The sequence below is a fragment of the Bhargavaea massiliensis genome, assembly GCF_050480245.1.
In the GTDB taxonomy this organism is placed as follows: domain Bacteria; phylum Bacillota; class Bacilli; order Bacillales; family Anoxybacillaceae; genus Anoxybacillus.
Genome location: NZ_JBCNEQ010000048.1, coordinates 1 through 18,036 on the forward strand (window position 1 = coordinate 1; position 18,036 = coordinate 18,036).

Consider the following 18,036-nt stretch of genomic DNA (forward strand, 5'->3'; position numbering starts at 1 on the left):
CCTTTCTAACAGGAATGCTCCTTTTTCCCGTAATTTTGTACGTCACCGATCGGTTCGCTATTAAATTATAAAAAAGAAAAAAAGTGTATATCCGTATTTTCCGCAACATTCATTATAAAAAGTTATAATGAAAAAGGAGCGTTCCAAAAGCAACGGAACACCCCTTGTTATTCATAATGGAAAAACTTTTTAGTTACTAAACTCCCTTATACGCTTGACGATAAATGTCAGCGAGGTCGCTGACTAATGGTAATTTTGGGTTGGCTGTTGTACATTGATCTTCGAAAGCTAATTCAGCAAGTTGTTCGACTCTGCTTTCAAACTCTTCTTTGCTGACGCCTGTTGCCGCGATGCTTAATGGCATGTCGAGTTCTTTTGCGAGCTTAATGATCGCTTGAACAAGGCTTTCTACTCCTTCTTCTGTCGTTTTCGCTGGCAAGCCGAGCAGGCGAGCAATTTGAGCATAACGCTCATCAGCTACGAAATGTTCATACTTCGGAAACGCTGTAAACTTCTTCGGTTTTTGCGCGTTGTAACGAATGACATGCGGCATTAAAATCGTGTTCGCACGTCCGTGCGGAATATGGAATTCTGCGCCAAGTTTATGCGCTAAACTATGGTTAATGCCTAAAAATGCGTTCGCAAATGCCATACCCGCAATTGTTGACGCGTTATGCATTTTTTCGCGCGCGACTTCATCGTTTCCATTTTTATATGCGCGTGGCAAGTATTCGAACACAAGTTGAATGGCCTTTAGTGCTAATCCGTCTGTGTAGTCGTTCGCCATGTTCGATACGTACGCTTCAATCGCATGCGTCAATACGTCCATACCTGTATCCGCTGTAATATGTTTTGGCACCGTCATCACAAATTGTGGGTCAACGATGGCGACATCCGGTGTTAATTCATAATCAGCAAGCGGATATTTCACATTATTTTTCTTATCTGTAATGACCGCAAATGATGTCACTTCTGAACCTGTACCAGATGTTGTTGGAATCGCGACAAATTGCGCTTTTTGACCGAGTTTTGGATATTTAAAGACGCGTTTACGAATATCTAAAAACTTTTGTTTTAAGCCGTTAAAGTCTGTATTCGGATGTTCATAGAACAACCACATCGCTTTCGCTGCGTCCATCGCCGAACCACCGCCGAGGGCGATGATGACGTCTGGCTGGAACGCATGCATCATGTCGGCACCTTTCATCACTGTTTCAATCGATGGATCTGGTTCCACTTCTGAGAAAATTTCGCAATGCACATAATCTGGACGTTTACGCAAATAGTATAACACTTTATCGACATAGCCGAGCTTCACCATACCTGGGTCTGTAACGATAAAGGCACGTGAGATGTTTGGCATTTTCGCTAAATATTGTGTCGCATGTTTTTCAAAATAAATTTTTGGTGGAACTTTAAACCACTGCATGTTTACATTCCTTCTCGCTAATTTTTTAATATTAATTAAATGTGTCGCACCGACGTTTGTTGAAACAGAGTTGCCACCGAATGTACCACAACCGAGCGTCAATGACGGAATGTATGCGTTGTAAATATCACCGATCGCCCCTTGTGAAGATGGTGCGTTCGAAATAATTCGTCCTGCTTTCATTCGCTTACCGAATTCAAGAATGACTTCTTGATTTTCTGAATGAATGACAGCGGAGTGGCCAAGTCCACCAAATTCAAGCATTTCTTCTGCCCGCTTTAATCCTTCTTCTGTGCTGTTTACTTTATAGCACGCCAACACTGGACTTAGTTTTTCACGAGAAAGTGGTTCTTGTGGACCGACGCTTTTTAATTCGGCTACAAGAATTTTCGTATCAACAGGTACATCAACGCCTGCCATTTTTGCAATTTCATACGCTGGTTTACCGACAATATTCGGATTGACTGCACACGTATTTTCATTGATAACAAGCTTTTCAACTTTTTTCTTTTCTTCTTCGTTTAAGAAATAGCACTTATTTGCGATCATTTCGTTTTTCACCGCATCATAAATCTCTTTATCAATAATGACCGCTTGCTCCGATGCACAAATCATTCCGTTATCAAACGTTTTTGAAAGAATAAGGTCGTTCACCGCGCGTTTAATATTTGCTGTTTTTTCAATATAACAAGGCACGTTACCAGGTCCAACCCCTAATGCTGGTTTTCCTGAGCTATATGCCGCTTTCACCATGCCTGCTCCACCTGTCGCAAGAATAAGCGAAACACCAGGGTGATGCATCAATTGTTGCGTTGCTTCGACAGAAGGAGTTTCAATCCATTGAATACAATGTTCTGGCGCACCCGCAGCAATGGCTGCATCGCGCAAAATACGTGCTGCTTCACTGCTACATTTTTGCGCAGATGGGTGGAACGCAAAAATGATTGGATTGCGCGTCTTGATTGAAATAAGCGCTTTAAACATCGTTGTTGATGTTGGGTTTGTTACTGGTGTAACTCCAGCGATGACTCCAACAGGCTCAGCAATTTCAATAATACCTTCTTGTTCATTTTCGCGAATGACGCCAACTGTTTTATCGTATTTAATGTTATGGTAAATATATTCTGTCGCAAAAATGTTTTTAATGATTTTATCTTCATACACGCCACGTTTTGTTTCTTCAATCGCTAACTTCGCTAAATACATATGTTTGTCAAGTCCAGCTAACGCCATTTGCTTGACGATATGATCAATCGCTTCTTGATCGTAATCACGAAACGCTTTTAACGCTTTTTGCGCATTCGCGACGAGCGTATCGATCATTTTTGTAACTTCTTTCTTTTGGTCTAATACTTTTTCATCAACAGCCATATAAGACCCTCTCCCTCCTGTATTGTCCTTGTGAAGTTTTTCACAAGTTAATTGAAAATAAAAATGTGATTGTTTTCACATTCACATTATAACGAGGGTAAGCTTGTTTGTGTGTGTCAACTTTGTGAAATATTGAGCAAATATGTTGTATAAGAGAACCGCTTCTTATAGAGAAGGCGGTTACTCACACACTGGATTGCGTGGAATCTTTGCAAACGAAATATCGTTGTACATGCGCGTATTTCGCTTAACGATCACGACGTAGTTAACCGTCCATATATAAGAAGGAATATCTTGATCATCTTCAAACATCATTGCTTCAAATTCATCGCCAATCATTTCTTCAAATAGCTCCAATGTATATGTTTCTGCATCTGTTGAAAAGTTTCTCCATTCGCATACAAGCATCATCCGTCACCTCAACTTTTCTTTTGTTACCATTATTGTAACATTATTTTCTTTATTAGAGATTGTGAAATATTGAACAAATCATGAATATTGCTTATTTGTTATATACGCTTGTTTTGGGTGGTTTAGTTGATTTGGATACTTTAAGTGCATTTTCCCTTCAGCCAATAACTTTCCTAAATAATTGTTGCGCAGCCCGTCTGGCGTTCGATCTAATAAATAAGCTAATTCTTTTAACATTAATGGCCGATGGGCACATAGTTGCAAAATGACTTCTTCCATCTTTGCCGGTGCAAGCCTTTTTTTCTTACGCGCAATCTCAGCAATACTCCAGAGCTCTTGATCGATATTCGTTTCTTCTTCATTATTTATGGAGTTGATTAGATTGTTTATAGAGTTTTGGTCGCTATTATAGGAGTTATTTCCGCTAATTACGGAGTTAGGTCCACTATTTACGAAGTTCGATTCTTTATTTACGGACTCCAACTCTTTATTTACGGACTCTAACTCACTATTTATGGAGTTTTGGCCGCTATTATAGGAGTTTGCGTCATTATTTATGGAGTCGGCTAGCTCTAAATTGTCTGACCAATCACATATCATCTCTAGATCATCGTCTTGTTTATGTCTTTCTGGAAAGGACACGATTGGTAATGTAATAACCGTCCGTTCCTGGAAATCGTATTGATCAATGACAGGCTGTTGCAAACAAATCGTTTCGATCGTTTTCAAACCGACTCCAGCTCGTTTACAAAAATGAATGTAAATAAACATTTTAAACACATTCGGATTACGCAAATGGCTGACACCGCCGCTAAATGCTTGTTCTAAAGGAATACCGAAAAGCCCAGGATTAGAAAATTGCACGTATGAGCGTTGCCGTTCGACAATAATGCCCCCATCACCGTTGTAATCGGCATGAACAATCGCATTAACGAGCGCCTCATGCATAGCTTCTTTTTCAGCTTCTGATCCATCTTTTAGCTCGTTCATTACTTTAAAATAAAAATCATAAATATTTCCCGACCACGTTCCATCTTGTGAAGTAAAACGATTTGTCCAATGCATATGATTATCGTCATGTTCACGATATTCAAGAAAGTATTGTGGTAAAACTTCTGTAATCATTCGCTCTTCGCTAAACATAAGAAGCCCTGCGAGTGTGAGACCCTCTTTGCTTGTGTTTCGTATTTTTCCCCATGCTCCAATCTTATATAAAAAATCTTTCGTTTCTAAACCGTTCCATGGGTGGTTTGGCTTGACTGTCGCAAATTGCTCACGATAATGGCGAACAGATTCTAAATGCAATTCATTCAGCCCGTAATGTTCTAAGACGATATTATCTTGTAAACGAACACTTGCATCTTTATTCACTTTAACTCTCCCTCTTACGTTATGTTGTAAAAACATTTCTATATTCGTCTATTTCCATTTTATCATCTTTATAAATGTTCATCATAAACTTTTCCGTTTGGGGTAAATTAAGAAAAATATGGGTATGGAGGAATGAAGTCATGTCTTTACCAAGGTTGTCCCAATCGTATTGGCTACAAGCAACAACAATACCATCCTTTCCGCCTTTGACAAAGCCGATTAAAACGGATGTAGCGATTATTGGTGGAGGAATAACAGGTATTACAACCGCTTATTTGCTCGCTAAACAAGGCGTGCGTGTCGCCGTCATCGAAGCAAATCGGCTATGTCATGGCACAACTGGGCATACGACAGCAAAAATAACTGCCCAACATGATCTTATTTATCATGAGCTGATTGCTCACTTCGGTGAGGATAGCGCTCGTCAATATTACGAAGCAAATAGCGAGGCAATACAGTTTATTTTGCAAACAGTAAAAGAAAACGATATCCATTGCGATTTATCGCTAGAAAATGCATACGTATATACGACTGAAGAAACGCAATTATATAAGCTTGAGGCGGAATGGAAAGCGTATGAAACGATCGGCATTGACGGAGCATATGTCGACCAACTGTCGCTTCCTTTTTCCGTTCAAGGTGCAATCATGATGCGCAACCAAACGCAATTCCATCCGCTCCATTATTTAAAAACATTAGTGGAACTCGCTGTCAAACATGGGGCATCTTTTTATGAACAAACCGTTGCACAACATATTGAGACATCGACAAGACCGGTTGTACAAACGAAAAATGGAGCAACGATCACTTGTGACACCGTTGTCATTTGTACTCACTTTCCATTTTTTGATCCTTCTTTTTATTTTGCACGTTTACATGCCGAACGGTCATACGTTATTGCAGTCGAGTCGCATGAACGATTGCAAGGCATGTATTTAAGCGCAAATGAGCCAAAGCGCTCGCTTCGATTTGCCGTGCTGAACAACAGACCGCTTCTCTTGATTGGAGGCGAGTCGCATAAAGTCGGGCAAGGAACAAACATGATGCAACATTACGAAGCATTACAGTCATTTTGTAACCACACGTTTGGATTATCAAATGTATTATATCGTTGGTCGGCACAAGACTTAGTAACGTTAGATCATCTTCCTTACATCGGCCCTGTCCGTGCTAGTTATCCAAACGTGCTTGTCGCGACAGGATATCGAAAGTGGGGAATGACGACAGGCACTGTCGCAGCCCACCTTTTAACCGATTTAACGTTGCAAAAAGAGAACAGCTATGCCCATCTATTTACGCCGTCACGATTTATCGCCCATCCATCACTTCAAAACTTCGTGACAGAAGGAATCGATGTCGCGAAACATTTCTTAACCGGAAAGCTTGAATACGCCCTTCGTACCCCTCGCGACATATCGCCAGGAGAAGGAGCTGTAGTCAATGTAGACGGAAAACGGGCAGGTGCATACCGCGACGAACAAGGTACGCTTTATGTCGTCGACACGACTTGTACACATATGGGGTGCGAGCTTGAATGGAACAACAGTGAACACTCTTGGGATTGCCCATGTCATGGCTCTCGCTTTTGTTTTACCGGAAAAGTTTTAGAAGGACCTGCCATCGAACCGCTCCAGCGGATTGAAGGGGATGTATAATGAAAGGAGAAAGTTGAAAAATTGCTCGCAAAAGAAATACAAAAACAGCTTGAATCGATCGTCAAAAAACTGCAGAAATATGAAGTCGATCCGATCGGATTTGGCTTATATGCGCGCGCTTATGAATACAAGCAGTTTAAAAAACAAAAAAGCTGGGCAAAAGCATTTGCGAAGGCGGACGTCAACATTCGTCTGACCGTTGAAATCGTTAATTATGGCGTTCTCTAATAGCGAAAAAAAGTTGCTCAATATAGGCCGATCATTCATAATAAACTTAAACATACGAAAAATGAGGTGAGATAAAAAAGATGGAAGATCGCGTCATCATTCGCTTTGAACATGTCACAAAACAATACGATGATGATCCTCCTGTGCTTGATGACGTCAGTTTTGAAATCGAGCGCGGAAAGTTTTATACCCTCCTTGGACCTTCTGGATGTGGAAAAACGACTATTCTTCGCTTAATCGCTGGTTTTATTGAACCGACGAAAGGCAACATTTATTTTCATGGCAAGCGGATAAATGGCATTCCAGCAAATAAGCGGCAAGTGAATACTGTTTTTCAAGACTATGCGCTTTTCCCCCACTTAAATGTTTTTGAAAACGTCGCTTTTGGATTGCATATAAAAAAAATGCCAAAGATAGACATTGAACGAAAAGTAAAAGAAGCGCTTCGCTTCGTAAACTTAGCAGGATATGAGCAACGTGCTATTCATGAAATGTCAGGAGGACAACGACAACGTGTCGCTATCGCCCGCGCGATCGTCAACGAGCCCGATGTCCTTTTATTAGATGAACCGCTTTCCGCTCTCGACTTAAAGCTACGAACAGAAATGCAATATGAGTTGCGCGAATTACAACGACGGCTTGGCATTACGTTTATTTTCGTCACTCACGATCAAGAAGAAGCGCTTGCGATGTCTGATGAAATTTTCGTGTTAAACAAAGGAAAAATTGAACAACGCGGCACGCCAAAAGACATTTACGATGAGCCCGTCAATCGCTTTGTCGCTGATTTTATCGGGGAGTCAAACATTATTGTCGGGACGATGATTGATGACTTCGTTGTAGAGTTTGCGAATCAACAATTTACGTGCGTCGATCGCGGGTTTGCGAAAAATGAACGAGTCGATATTGTCATTCGCCCTGAAGATTTAGAATTAACAACTGTTGAACGTGGCAAATTGCGCGTGCGTGTTGATTCTGTTTTATTTCGCGGTGTACATTATGAGCTTTGTTGTTATGATGCATATGGTAACGAGTGGCTCGTTCACTCGACAAAAAAGGCGGATATCGGGGAAGAAATCGGCCTCCATTTTGAGCCAGAAGCTATTCATGTTATGAAAAGAAGTGGGGGGGAATAACATGCGCCGATACGCTTATGCCATCCCCTATTGGTTATGGATCGGTTTGTTCGTCATTGCGCCGATTATTCTTATTGTGTACTATTCGTTCTTCGATATCGAAGGACATTTCTCGCTCGTCAATTATCAAACTTTTTTTACGCCAGTTTATTTACGAATGACATTAAATTCGTTTTGGTATGCATTTTTAATTACAGCATGCTCACTTCTTATTGCTTATCCGACTGCCTATTTGTTAACGAAAACGAAGCATAAGCAGCTATGGTTATTGCTTATTATTTTACCGACATGGGTCAATTTATTGTTGAAGGCATACGCCTTTCTCGGTTTGTTTGGCACGTATGGGGCGGTCAATGCACTATTTGAAGCGATTGGCATCGGGACAAAACAATTATTGTTTACAGATTTCAGTTTTGTTTTCGTATCTGTTTATATTTTTATTCCGTTTATGATTTTGCCGATTTTTAACTCGCTTGAAAAATTGAACCCTTCTTTGATCGATGCAGCGCGCGACTTAGGGGCAAGCGAATGGACGACATTTCGTCGCGTCATTTTTCCGCTCACGCTCGATGGCGTCAAAGCAGGGTGCCAGGCGGTATTTATTCCGTCGCTTTCGCTCTTTATGTTGACGCGATTAATCGCTGGAAACCGCGTCATTACGCTCGGCACCGCTGTCGAGCAGCATTTTCTCGTGACGCAAAACTGGGGAATGGGTGCGACAATCGCTGTCTTTTTAATGATTGCCATGGCCGGCACCATGGCTTTAACAGGAAATAAAAAATGGGGGGTGAGACAATGAAAATTTCTCGCCTCTATTTAGCGTTTGTGTTTTTCGTGTTATACATGCCCATTTTTTATTTAATTTACTACTCGTTCAACAGCGGCGGAACGATGCATCATTTCGAATCGTTTACGCTTGACTGGTATAAGGAAGTGTTTGCTGATACACGCTTGCTTATTATCGTTTTGCATACGATTATTATCGCCTTATTATCGTCATCGCTTGCGACAATCATTGGCGTTTTAGGAGCGATCGCCATTTATTATGCGAAGCATCGTTGGAAGCAAACGTTGCTTACGTTAAATAACATCTTAATTGTCAGCCCTGACGTTATTATTGGGGCATCGTTTCTAATCTTGTTTACGATTGCGGGCATTCAACTCGGATTTACGTCCGTTCTTTTGTCGCACATTGCTTTCAGCATCCCGATTGTCGTGTTAATGGTATTACCGAAGCTACAAGAAATGAGCCCAACATTAATTGACGCAGCACGCGATTTAGGGGCAAACGAATGGAACGTCTTAACGAAAGTCGTCCTCCCATACATTACACCAGGCATTTTTGCCGGCTTTTTCATGGCGCTCACGTACTCGCTTGATGACTTTGCGGTCACGTTTTTCGTAACAGGAAATGGTTTCTCAACATTATCTGTCGAAATTTATTCACGTGCACGCCAAGGGATTTCTTTATCCGTTAACGCTTTATCTACCCTTCTTTTCTTATTTACGCTTTTCCTCGTCGTTGTGTATTACATAATGACACAACGTGCTAGCGTAAAGGGGGGAAAAAAATGAAAAAAGTACTGTCGCTTTTTTTGCTTGTTTGGCTCATTGCTTTTAGTTTGCTTTATGTGACAAAAACGATCGAATCATCCGAAGGGTATGGAGGAAACAACACGTTAACGATTTATAACTGGGGCGATTATATTGATCCTGCGCTTATTAAAAAATTTGAAAAAGAAACAGGTCTCAAAGTCATTTATCAAACGTTTGATTCAAATGAAGCGATGATGACGAAAATTTCCCAAGGCGGTGCGACATTTGATGTCGCTGTGCCGTCAGAATACGCCATCAGCAAAATGAAAGAGGAAGGGTTATTGTTGCCGATCGATCATTCGAAAATCCCAAACTTACGCTATATTGATGAGCGTTTTTTGAACTTGTCATTCGATCCGGGCAATGAATATTCCATTCCTTACTTTTGGGGAACAGTCGGCATCGTCTATAACCGCGCACTACTTGGTGGAAAAGAAATTACAAGTTGGAACGATTTATGGGATCCATCGTTTAAAAATCAAATTTTGCTTGTCGATGGCGCACGCGAAATTATGGGCATGGCGCTAAATAGTTTGCATTATTCCCTGAATGATACGAACAAGGCTCATTTACAACAAGCAAAACAAAAACTCGATAAGCTAACGCCAAACGTAAAAGCGATCGTTGGTGACGAAATTAAAATGCTTCTTGCAAATGAAGAAGCAGCGATCGGTATCGTTTGGTCAGGGGATGCGGCAGAAATCATGTGGGAAAACGAACGGCTTGATTATGTCATCCCAAAAGAAGGAACAAATCTATGGTTTGATAATATGGTCATTCCAAAGACAGCGAAAAACATTGAAGGAGCACATCAATTTATCAATTTTATGCTTGATCCGAAAAACGCTGCCCAAAATGCCGAATACGTCGGCTACTCGACACCAAATAAAAAAGCGCTTGAATACTTGCCGAAAGAGATTGTTGAAGACGAACGTTTTTATCCAAGTGAACAGCTTGCTGATAAGCTTGAAGTATATGAAAACCTCGGTAAAAGCATGCTTGCGTATTACAATGAATTGTTTTTACAGTTTAAAATGCATCGCAAATAAGGGATGGCGAAAAAGCCATCCCTTCAGCTTGTCGACTTTGTCGACAAGCTGAAGCGGCTGAATTCAGCCGCTTTTTTACTTATAACTGCAAAACCCTTTAGTTATGATGATCATACAAACATTCGTAACTATTTTTTGATTCTGCTAGTTGAAAATACAGTTCACTATCATTTAACTCGCCACACGTGTTGATAAAACATCGTCCACTCGCAGGCTTGGGTCGTTCCAAATTTTAATCCATTTTCTAAACGCTGTAATGAAAATGATAAACCCTAGACATAACATGATGATAGATAACACACCGTTCACAACATTATATCCAGCTGCTTGTGGATTGAAATAAACATTCGTAATCATCCAATATCCTGCCACATTTACTGTGACAAAAAGATAGGCGAGCGGAACTAAGCATGTAAGCATATAACGACGTTTAGTAGCTACTTTCAAAATAACAGTCGCCCCAACAATTAGTCCAATGGAAGCCATTAATTGATTTGAGACGCCAAATAAAGCCCAAACTGAACCAATATCCCCTGAAAATAATAAGTAACCCCAAGCAAGGCATGCTAAGGCACTTGCAAAAATGTTACCCGGCAACCAATCTACCCTTTTCAACGGTTTATAAAATTCACCGAAAAAGTCTTGAATTAAATAGCGGGCAACACGAGTCCCAGCATCAATTGCTGTTAAAATAAAGACAGCTTCGAACATAACCACAAACTGGAAAAAGTATGAAGCTAAATCACTAAACCAAGAAATGCTGGTGAAAATATAAGTCATTCCAACAGCTAAAGAGACTGCTCCACCTGTTCTTCCTTCTAGATCTAAACCGATTTGCTCACTAAGTTCTTCTAAATGTACAGTTGACATTCCTAACTTTTGATACACTTGAGGCGATGAGTTAATTGCAAAATAGTCACCAGGCTGTAGCGAAACTGCCGCAATTAAAGCCATGATTGCAACTAAACATTCAACAAGCATGCCTCCGAACCCAACAATTTTAATATCTTGCCAACGATCAAGCATTTTAGGCGTAGTCCCTGAACCGACAAATGCATGGAAGCCTGAAATCGCACCGCAAGCAATTGTAATAGAAATAAATGGCCAAACAGGACCTGCAATAATTGGACCTCCACCATCTATAAATTGAGTCAATGCCGGCATTTGAACCGTTGGGTTAATAATGAAAACTCCAATAATTAATGCAATGAATACACCGATTTTCATAAAGCTACTTAAATAGTCACGCGGTGCTAGTAACAACCAAACTGGTAAGGATGCTGCAAAAAAAGCATATATAGGTAATATAATTGCCAACGTTTTTGAATCAAATGTTAACCATTGCCCTAATGCTGTTTCCTGTATAGAAGGGCCTAGAAAAACACAGATCATTAAAAGAATAAAGCCAACAGTACTAGCAAGTTTTAAATTTCCTGTCTTTTTATAAAATAGACCGACTCCCATAGCAATTGGAATCGTAATACCCACCGCAAAAGTTCCCCATGGATTACGTTCTAGGGCATGAAGCACCACCATGGATAATCCTGCCATAGTAATCGTAATAATAAATAACATAGCTAAACCCGTACAAAACCCAGCAACCGGTCCTAACTCTTCTTTTGCCACTTCTGAAAGTGACTTTCCTTTTTTACGCATAGATGCAAAAAGGACTACCGCATCATGCACAGCTCCTCCGATAACTGCTCCAATTAAAAGCCAGATTAAACTTGGAAGATACCCAAACTGTGCCGCTAAAATAGGACCTACTAGCGGTCCAGCAGCTGCAATGGCTGCAAAGTGATGACCAAACGTTACCCATTTATTCGTTGGAACATAATCCTTTCCATCATTTAATTCATGCGCTGGTGTTTCCCTCTTCTCATCCAATTGTTTCAGTTTCATGACTTTGACCGCCATGAATGTCCCATACAAACGGTATGCGATCATTAGGAAGCACATCGTTCCAATCACAATTGTAACCGCATTCATTTCATCCCATCCCCTTTCATAATATTCATTTTAAATGTATTTATATATTAGCATAGATAGCGTTTTCATTCTTGTTTTCAATTTAAGATGTCGTAATTAGAGGATGGGTAACAAAATAAAGCTGTTTAAATTCAAATAATCCACTTTTAAATCCCAATGAATTCTTTTAAATCTTTCACATACGTACGACTGACTGGAATTTTTTCTCCATCTTCCATGATCAAGTTGTATGTAGAGTGAAACCAAGGTTCAATTTCTACAATTCTATCCAAGTTGACTAAATATGCTCTATGAACTCTTACGATCGAAGTGTTTTTCAGCTTTCGCTCAAATCCAATTAATGGCTCATTTACTTCATACGAACCTTTCTTTGTCACAATAATAGTGCTACCTAATTGCGTACGAATATACAAAATGTCTGTAATTGTAACCATAACAATTTTTTCGTTCACATTTAAGGCTACTTTGTTTAATTTTACTAATGAACTTGCTCGTTGAGTAGCTCCTTTTGTTTCACTCGCTACATGCCTACGTTGATTTAGTATTTTTTTTATGGTGTGATGTACACGTTGCTCCTCAAAAGGTTTTAAAATATAATCTATGGCATTTAATTCAAAAGCTTCGAGTGCATATTCATCATACGCAGTCGCAAAAACAATTTGTGGGGGATCATCCATCTCGTTAATTTTTTTCGCCAAAACGAGTCCACTATCATCAGCTAACTGTATATCAATAAACATAACGTCAACTTTGATCGATTCGATTTGTGTCAACGCTTCATAAATACAATCCGCTTCTCCAACAATTTCGACTTCTTTTGTTCTTTTCAACAAATAAGCCATCTCGTCTCTTGCTAAAGGCTCATCATCAACAATAAAAACTTTTAACATTCCAATCTCCCTCTCTTTTATGACCGTGTGAGTGGAATAATAATGAACACCTTTGTACCAACACCCAATTTACTTTTTATTTTGAAGACTCCTTCTCCTCCATAAATCTCTTCAATCCTTGTTTTTATGTTCCACAACGCTGTTCCAGTCCCCTCTACTGAAGCAACTGTTTTATGACCGAGCTTTTTAATTAATTCTTCTGGAATTCCTTTACCATTATCTTCTGTCACGATGATAACTTTATCGCCTTCTAAAAACGCTTTCACTTTCACAATACATTTCCCTTTAAATCCTTTTGAGAAAGCATGTTTCATTGCATTTTCAACTAATGGTTGTAATGTGAAAGGGGGGATCAAGACGTTATAAAGCTCTGCATCAATTTCTATATGAATAGTATATTTGCCAGGAAATCTCGCTTGTTCAATTGCTAAATACGCCTCTACGTGTTCAAGCTCTTTCTCTAAAGGAATCAAGTGTTGCCGTGCTCCTTGTAAATTACTTCGAAAAAAAGTACTTAAATGTAATAAAAGTTTACGAGCTTGATCTGCATCCGTTCGGATCAAAGCTGACACAGTATTAATTGCGTTAAATAAAAAGTGTGGATGAACTTGTGCCTGTAGAGCTTTAATCTCGGCATCTTTTAATAGTTTACGTTGAAATTCAGCTTCTGCTAGCTCCAACTGAGTTGAAAATAACTTACTTAGCCCTTCTGCTAGCTCTTGTTGTACTAAGTCCAAACGATTTGGATCTGTATAATAAAGCTTGAGTGTCCCGACCGTCTTATCATGTGAATTGAGCGGCAATACAATGGCTCCTTTTAATGGACAATCTTTTTGAGAACATTGGATATCTTCCGAAGAGGTTGCTTTTAAAATTTCCCGTTGTTCAAGCACACGTTTAGTCAATGTCGTCGATAGGGGTGACTGCGGTATGTGATGGTCCTCTCCCACTCCAACGTGCGCCAACACTTGATTACAATCTGTAATGGAAATCGCATCAGCTTCGGTGTGACGCAACATTAACTCCGCCACTTTCTTACTTGATTCAACAGTTAATCCTTTTCTAAAATACGGTAAAGTTTGGTCAGCTATATATAGAGCTTTATGCGTCTGAAGAGTTCGTGTTTTTTCCTCTTCCAATAAAATCCCTTGAATAAGTAGTACAAATAAAAACATGCCTAAACCGTTAATTAAAATCATTGATGGGGCAATGACTTTCACCAAATGAAGAGCAGAGTCAAAAGGCTTAGCCACTATTAAAATAATACCCATCTGAGTCACTTCGATTAGAACTCCAATGATTACCGCTTTCCATTTCGAAGACTCTTGACGAATATTAAATTTCGTTCCAATAAATCCTGTTACAAATCCAGCTAATATTGTTGAAATAGCACACGCAACAGCTGTATATCCTCCTAAAGTTAGCCGATGTAAGCCAACTACGATTCCCGTTCCAATCCCAACAATTGGACCACCCAATAGTCCTCCAATAGCAACTCCCATAATTCTTGTGTTAGCTATTGCACTTCCTTCTTCTAAACGAAGCTGCCATCCGTGAGAAGTAATCGTTCCTCCCGAGATAGCAACACCAGTATAGTTACTTACTATACCGAATAATACAAATATCCCTATTAAAATGAGCTTATCTTTTAACTCGTGTTTATGGTCTACCATTTGACGAAAGAATTTCATTCTTGATAATAAAAACGCGAGCATAACTAATATACCAACTCGTTCAACCATTAGAGGTATCAATTCGGTCATGATTTATCGCTCCCAATCATATACTGATGAGCAAAATTAAGCTATTATGATTAAATACGAGTGAACACTTTATTTAAAAAACAAATGAAAGTATTTTTACTTCACACAAAAACGTTCATATTAGATTTTTATAAAATCTTGAGAGTTCAAAAAACTACCAACATGAATCTTTAGATCCCTGTTAAAAAGGCTACCATGTGCACCTCTACATGTAAAGTTTCTATAAGGGGAAAAAGCGGCTGAATTCAGCCGCTTTTTTTTACTTATGATACGGTTCTCCGCGATTGATACGGAATGCGCGGTAAATTTGCTCGGTTAAAATAAGACGCATGAGTTGATGTGGAAAGGTCATTTTTGAAAACGAAAGGGATTCGTTTGCCCGTTTCATGACGTCATCGCTTAAGCCGAGCGACCCACCGATGACAAAAGCAATTTTGCTTTTTCCATATGTCGCTAACCGATCAAGCGTTTGAGCGAACTGCTCAGAAGACATCATTTTTCCTTCAATCGCTAAGGCGATCACATGCATGTCATCCGTAACTTTTGCTAAAATACGCTCGCCTTCTTTCTTTTTGACGAGCTCCATTTGTTGTTCGCTTAACTGTTCTGGCGCTTTTTCATCCGCTACTTCAACGATGTCCATTTTCGCATATGTTGATAAGCGCTTCATATACTCTTCGATGCCTTGTTTTAAATATTTCTCTTTTAACTTACCCACGGCAATAATGTATATATTCACAAGTGATCCCCACTTTACAAACATAATATCCACAAGTTTTATCCACATATCCACAACACGAATCCACATATTGTGTAGAAACATTAGTTCCCTACTATATATACAGCGCGTTGTTCACAAAAATCGCATATTTCTTCTTTTTTATCCACAGAAATTGTTGATATTTCAGGTGCTTGTTGTTTTTCATCCACATACATATCAATAGCGAGTTCAACATGTTGTTCACAACATTTCCACACAATGCATCACTCCTTGTTCATGAATGAAACGACAGGGAATTCCCTGTCGTTTCATTATAACGACTGTTTTGCTAATTTCAATGTGACTGTTTTCTTTTTGCCATCACGGTAAAATGTTACTTTCATCGTATCGCCAATTTGTTTGCGATTATATAAATGTTTTCTTAACTCGATCACATCGGCAATTTTTTCGTCATCTAATGCCACAATGACATCAAATTCACGCAAACCAGCTTGGGCAGCTGGTGATCCCGGTACGACTTGTAAAATAGCTACTCCTTCCGTGACGTTAGGAGGCAAATGAAGCGTCTGTTGCCAATGATATGCTGGAATATCACTTAACGAGCGCAATTCAACTCCCATATATGGACGGCGAACTTGCCCAAACTTCTCTAAATCCGCAATAATTGGCTTTGCATAGTTGATCGGAATCGATAATCCGATTCCTTCAACAGCTTCTTGAGCAATTTTCATGGAGTTAATTCCAATGACTTGACCTTCGATATTTACAAGTGCTCCACCGCTGTTTCCTGGGTTAATGGCAGCGTCTGTTTGCAATACCTCTGCATGCCAGTCTGGAATACCGTCTTGATCAATATCAATTGGAATCGTACGGTTTACGCCTGAAATGATTCCTTGTGTAACTGATCCCGCAAATTGCAAACCGAGCGGATTACCAACTGCAATAACTGGCTCTCCTACTTTTACGACATCAGAGTTGCCGAATTCAGCTACATTTGTTACGTGTTTTGCGTCAATTTCTAATACGGCTAAATCCGTCCACACATCACTTCCAAGCAGGCGCGCTTGTACTTTTGCTCCGTCGCTTAAACTTACTTCCACACGACTTGCACCTTCAATAACGTGATGGTTCGTTACGATATATGCCTTATTTCCTTCTTTTTTATAAATGACCCCCGAACCAGTTCCTGCTTCTCCACCTTCCGACCAAAAGCTCGCCTCTTGAATATTGACAATGCCAACAACAGCATCCGATACTCTATTCACCGCTTTTGTTACTTGAGTCACAACATCGACAGCTACACTTTTATCTACTTTTGGTTGCTCTGTTACATTCACTTGTTTTTCTTCCGTTTGTTCGAGCTCATAAGGCAAGACATCCCATTTCACTAGTGAAGGGATAGCGACAACGACAAGCATACCGCCTAAAATGGCCCCGACTATCCCTGCTAAAAAAGCGCCTCCACGATTGCCTTTTTGTTTTTGACGAATATGTTCATAATGATCATCATAATAACCCATCTTTCACCCGTCCTTTCTTTATAACATGCTGCTTCATTTTTCATTATAATGCTCTTTTTTCCTAACTATCTAGTCTAATGATATACATACAATATATTGTTGAAAAAACGATGAAATTTATACAGAAATGAGCTCTGTTGGACGAGCCGGATCCGTATCATAAAGTTGAAATGATTCTCCCACGATCACCCCTCTTCTTTCAAGCGTCTGAGCAACTGTCATGCGCGCTAATTCTTTCATATTGTTATCTTGGCTTAAGTGAGCTAAATAAATGCGCTTTGTTTGATCACCAATAACATCCGCTAAGGCAAAGCCAGCATCTTCATTTGAAACGTGCCCTACATCGCTTAAAATGCGACGTTTAATATGCCACGGATATTTCCCTATCCGTAACATATCCACGTCGTGATTGCTTTCAAACACAAATACATCGGCATGGCGAATGACACCTTTCATTCGATCGCTCACATATCCTGTATCCGTAATCAAAACTAGTTTCTTTCCGCCATAATGAAACACATAAAACATCGGCTCAGCTGCATCATGAGACACGCCAAATGACTCGACATCCATATCTCCGAACGTGCGAACGGTACCGGTCGGAAAAATAAATTTTTGTTCAGAGGGGATGTCCCCGATGAGCCCGTCCATCGCTTTCCACGTCTTTTCATTTGCGTAAATCGGAAGGCGATATTTACGGGCAATGACACCTAATCCTTTAATATGGTCGCTATGTTCATGTGTCACTAAAATGCCGGTTACATCTTGAATGTTTCGATCAATATGAGCAAATAGTTGTTCTAATTGTTTGCCGCTTAACCCTGCATCAACAAGCAATCGTTCACGTTCCGTTTCTACATAAAAGGCATTTCCTGTGCTACCACTTGCTAGAACGCTAAACCTCATC

At 39.8% G+C, this 18,036-nt stretch carries 15 protein-coding genes and 1 pseudogene; 6 read left to right on the forward strand and 10 right to left on the reverse strand.

Annotated elements, in window-relative coordinates; genetic code table 11:
• Positions 1-196 precede the first annotated feature (196 nt).
• The 3 genes from adhE to ABEV15_RS09710 all read right to left on the reverse strand — a co-directional run bounded on the left by adhE (position 197) and on the right by ABEV15_RS09710 (position 4,582).
• On the reverse strand, positions 197-2,800 hold the full coding sequence (gene adhE / locus ABEV15_RS09700) for a bifunctional acetaldehyde-CoA/alcohol dehydrogenase (protein ID WP_498853080.1): 2,604 nt from the start codon (positions 2,798-2,800) through the stop codon (positions 197-199).
• Positions 2,801-2,980: 180 nt separating this feature from the next.
• Positions 2,981-3,208: a hypothetical protein gene (locus tag ABEV15_RS09705; protein WP_429634988.1), complete on the reverse strand. Its 228-nt coding sequence runs from the start codon at positions 3,206-3,208 to the stop codon at positions 2,981-2,983.
• 81 nt (positions 3,209-3,289) lie between these two features.
• The gene (locus tag ABEV15_RS09710) at positions 3,290-4,582 is read right to left on the reverse strand and encodes a DUF8451 domain-containing protein (protein WP_498853081.1); all 1,293 of its coding nucleotides are present in this window, start codon (positions 4,580-4,582) and stop codon (positions 3,290-3,292) included.
• A gap of 140 nt (positions 4,583-4,722) precedes the next feature.
• Between ABEV15_RS09710 and ABEV15_RS09715 the strand changes: the two genes are divergently transcribed.
• The 6 genes and pseudogenes from ABEV15_RS09715 to ABEV15_RS09740 all read left to right on the forward strand — a co-directional run bounded on the left by ABEV15_RS09715 (position 4,723) and on the right by ABEV15_RS09740 (position 10,246).
• Positions 4,723-6,237, forward strand: a complete 1,515-nt coding sequence (locus ABEV15_RS09715) for an FAD-dependent oxidoreductase (RefSeq protein WP_498853082.1) — start codon at positions 4,723-4,725, stop codon at positions 6,235-6,237.
• An 18-nt stretch (positions 6,238-6,255) separates the two neighbouring features.
• Positions 6,256-6,465 (forward strand): annotated as a pseudogene (locus tag ABEV15_RS09720) (Ger(x)C family spore germination C-terminal domain-containing protein); the annotation flags it as partial.
• Between the two features lie 80 nt (positions 6,466-6,545).
• Positions 6,546-7,601 carry an ABC transporter ATP-binding protein gene (locus ABEV15_RS09725; RefSeq protein ID WP_498853083.1) on the forward strand — a complete coding sequence of 352 codons (1,056 nt, stop codon included), beginning with the start codon at positions 6,546-6,548 and terminating at the stop codon, positions 7,599-7,601.
• A gap of 1 nt (position 7,602) precedes the next feature.
• Positions 7,603-8,400, forward strand: a complete 798-nt coding sequence (locus ABEV15_RS09730) for an ABC transporter permease (RefSeq protein WP_429632706.1) — start codon at positions 7,603-7,605, stop codon at positions 8,398-8,400.
• The gene (locus ABEV15_RS09735; RefSeq protein ID WP_498853084.1) at positions 8,397-9,176 is read left to right on the forward strand and encodes an ABC transporter permease; all 780 of its coding nucleotides are present in this window, start codon (positions 8,397-8,399) and stop codon (positions 9,174-9,176) included. The genes ABEV15_RS09730 and ABEV15_RS09735 overlap by 4 nt, the downstream gene beginning before the upstream one ends.
• Positions 9,173-10,246 (forward strand): ABC transporter substrate-binding protein, encoded by a 1,074-nt coding sequence (locus ABEV15_RS09740; protein WP_498853085.1) that lies wholly within the window; start codon positions 9,173-9,175, stop codon positions 10,244-10,246. Before ABEV15_RS09735 ends, ABEV15_RS09740 begins: the two co-directional genes overlap by 4 nt.
• Positions 10,247-10,417: 171 nt before the next feature.
• On the opposite strand, the gene cstA is transcribed toward ABEV15_RS09740, so the two are convergent.
• The 7 genes from cstA to ABEV15_RS09775 all read right to left on the reverse strand — a co-directional run bounded on the left by cstA (position 10,418) and on the right by ABEV15_RS09775 (position 18,035).
• Complete coding sequence (gene cstA, locus ABEV15_RS09745) at positions 10,418-12,235, reverse strand: carbon starvation protein CstA (RefSeq protein WP_498853086.1); 1,818 nt, start codon at positions 12,233-12,235, stop codon at positions 10,418-10,420.
• Between the two features lie 146 nt (positions 12,236-12,381).
• Entirely contained in the window at positions 12,382-13,125 is a 744-nt protein-coding gene (locus ABEV15_RS09750; RefSeq protein WP_498853087.1) for a LytR/AlgR family response regulator transcription factor, read from the reverse strand.
• A gap of 17 nt (positions 13,126-13,142) precedes the next feature.
• Entirely contained in the window at positions 13,143-14,888 is a 1,746-nt protein-coding gene (locus ABEV15_RS09755; protein ID WP_498853088.1) for a LytS/YhcK type 5TM receptor domain-containing protein, read from the reverse strand.
• 259 nt (positions 14,889-15,147) lie between these two features.
• Positions 15,148-15,627: a 23S rRNA (pseudouridine(1915)-N(3))-methyltransferase RlmH gene (rlmH, locus tag ABEV15_RS09760; protein ID WP_192949113.1), complete on the reverse strand. Its 480-nt coding sequence runs from the start codon at positions 15,625-15,627 to the stop codon at positions 15,148-15,150.
• 83 nt (positions 15,628-15,710) lie between these two features.
• Complete coding sequence (locus tag ABEV15_RS09765; RefSeq protein WP_004893206.1) at positions 15,711-15,866, reverse strand: CxxH/CxxC protein; 156 nt, start codon at positions 15,864-15,866, stop codon at positions 15,711-15,713.
• A gap of 54 nt (positions 15,867-15,920) precedes the next feature.
• Entirely contained in the window at positions 15,921-17,129 is a 1,209-nt protein-coding gene (locus ABEV15_RS09770; protein ID WP_498853089.1) for a S1C family serine protease, read from the reverse strand.
• A gap of 117 nt (positions 17,130-17,246) precedes the next feature.
• The gene (locus ABEV15_RS09775; RefSeq protein ID WP_429632715.1) at positions 17,247-18,035 is read right to left on the reverse strand and encodes an exodeoxyribonuclease YycJ; all 789 of its coding nucleotides are present in this window, start codon (positions 18,033-18,035) and stop codon (positions 17,247-17,249) included.
• Position 18,036: the final 1 nt, after the last annotated feature.

Coding starts and splice junctions, on each gene's coding strand:
- ABEV15_RS09735 (WP_498853084.1), top strand. CDS start 8,397: ATGAAAATTTCTCGCCTCTATTTAGCGTTTGTGTTTTTCGTGTTATAC.
- ABEV15_RS09750 (WP_498853087.1), bottom strand. CDS start 13,125: ATGTTAAAAGTTTTTATTGTTGATGATGAGCCTTTAGCAAGAGACGAG.
- ABEV15_RS09730 (WP_429632706.1), top strand. CDS start 7,603: ATGCGCCGATACGCTTATGCCATCCCCTATTGGTTATGGATCGGTTTG.
- adhE (WP_498853080.1), bottom strand. CDS start 2,800: ATGGCTGTTGATGAAAAAGTATTAGACCAAAAGAAAGAAGTTACAAAA.
- ABEV15_RS09725 (WP_498853083.1), top strand. CDS start 6,546: ATGGAAGATCGCGTCATCATTCGCTTTGAACATGTCACAAAACAATAC.
- ABEV15_RS09705 (WP_429634988.1), bottom strand. CDS start 3,208: ATGCTTGTATGCGAATGGAGAAACTTTTCAACAGATGCAGAAACATAT.
- cstA (WP_498853086.1), bottom strand. CDS start 12,235: ATGAATGCGGTTACAATTGTGATTGGAACGATGTGCTTCCTAATGATC.
- ABEV15_RS09770 (WP_498853089.1), bottom strand. CDS start 17,129: ATGGGTTATTATGATGATCATTATGAACATATTCGTCAAAAACAAAAA.
- ABEV15_RS09715 (WP_498853082.1), top strand. CDS start 4,723: ATGTCTTTACCAAGGTTGTCCCAATCGTATTGGCTACAAGCAACAACA.
- ABEV15_RS09755 (WP_498853088.1), bottom strand. CDS start 14,888: ATGACCGAATTGATACCTCTAATGGTTGAACGAGTTGGTATATTAGTT.
- ABEV15_RS09740 (WP_498853085.1), top strand. CDS start 9,173: ATGAAAAAAGTACTGTCGCTTTTTTTGCTTGTTTGGCTCATTGCTTTT.
- ABEV15_RS09775 (WP_429632715.1), bottom strand. CDS start 18,035: ATGAGGTTTAGCGTTCTAGCAAGTGGTAGCACAGGAAATGCCTTTTAT.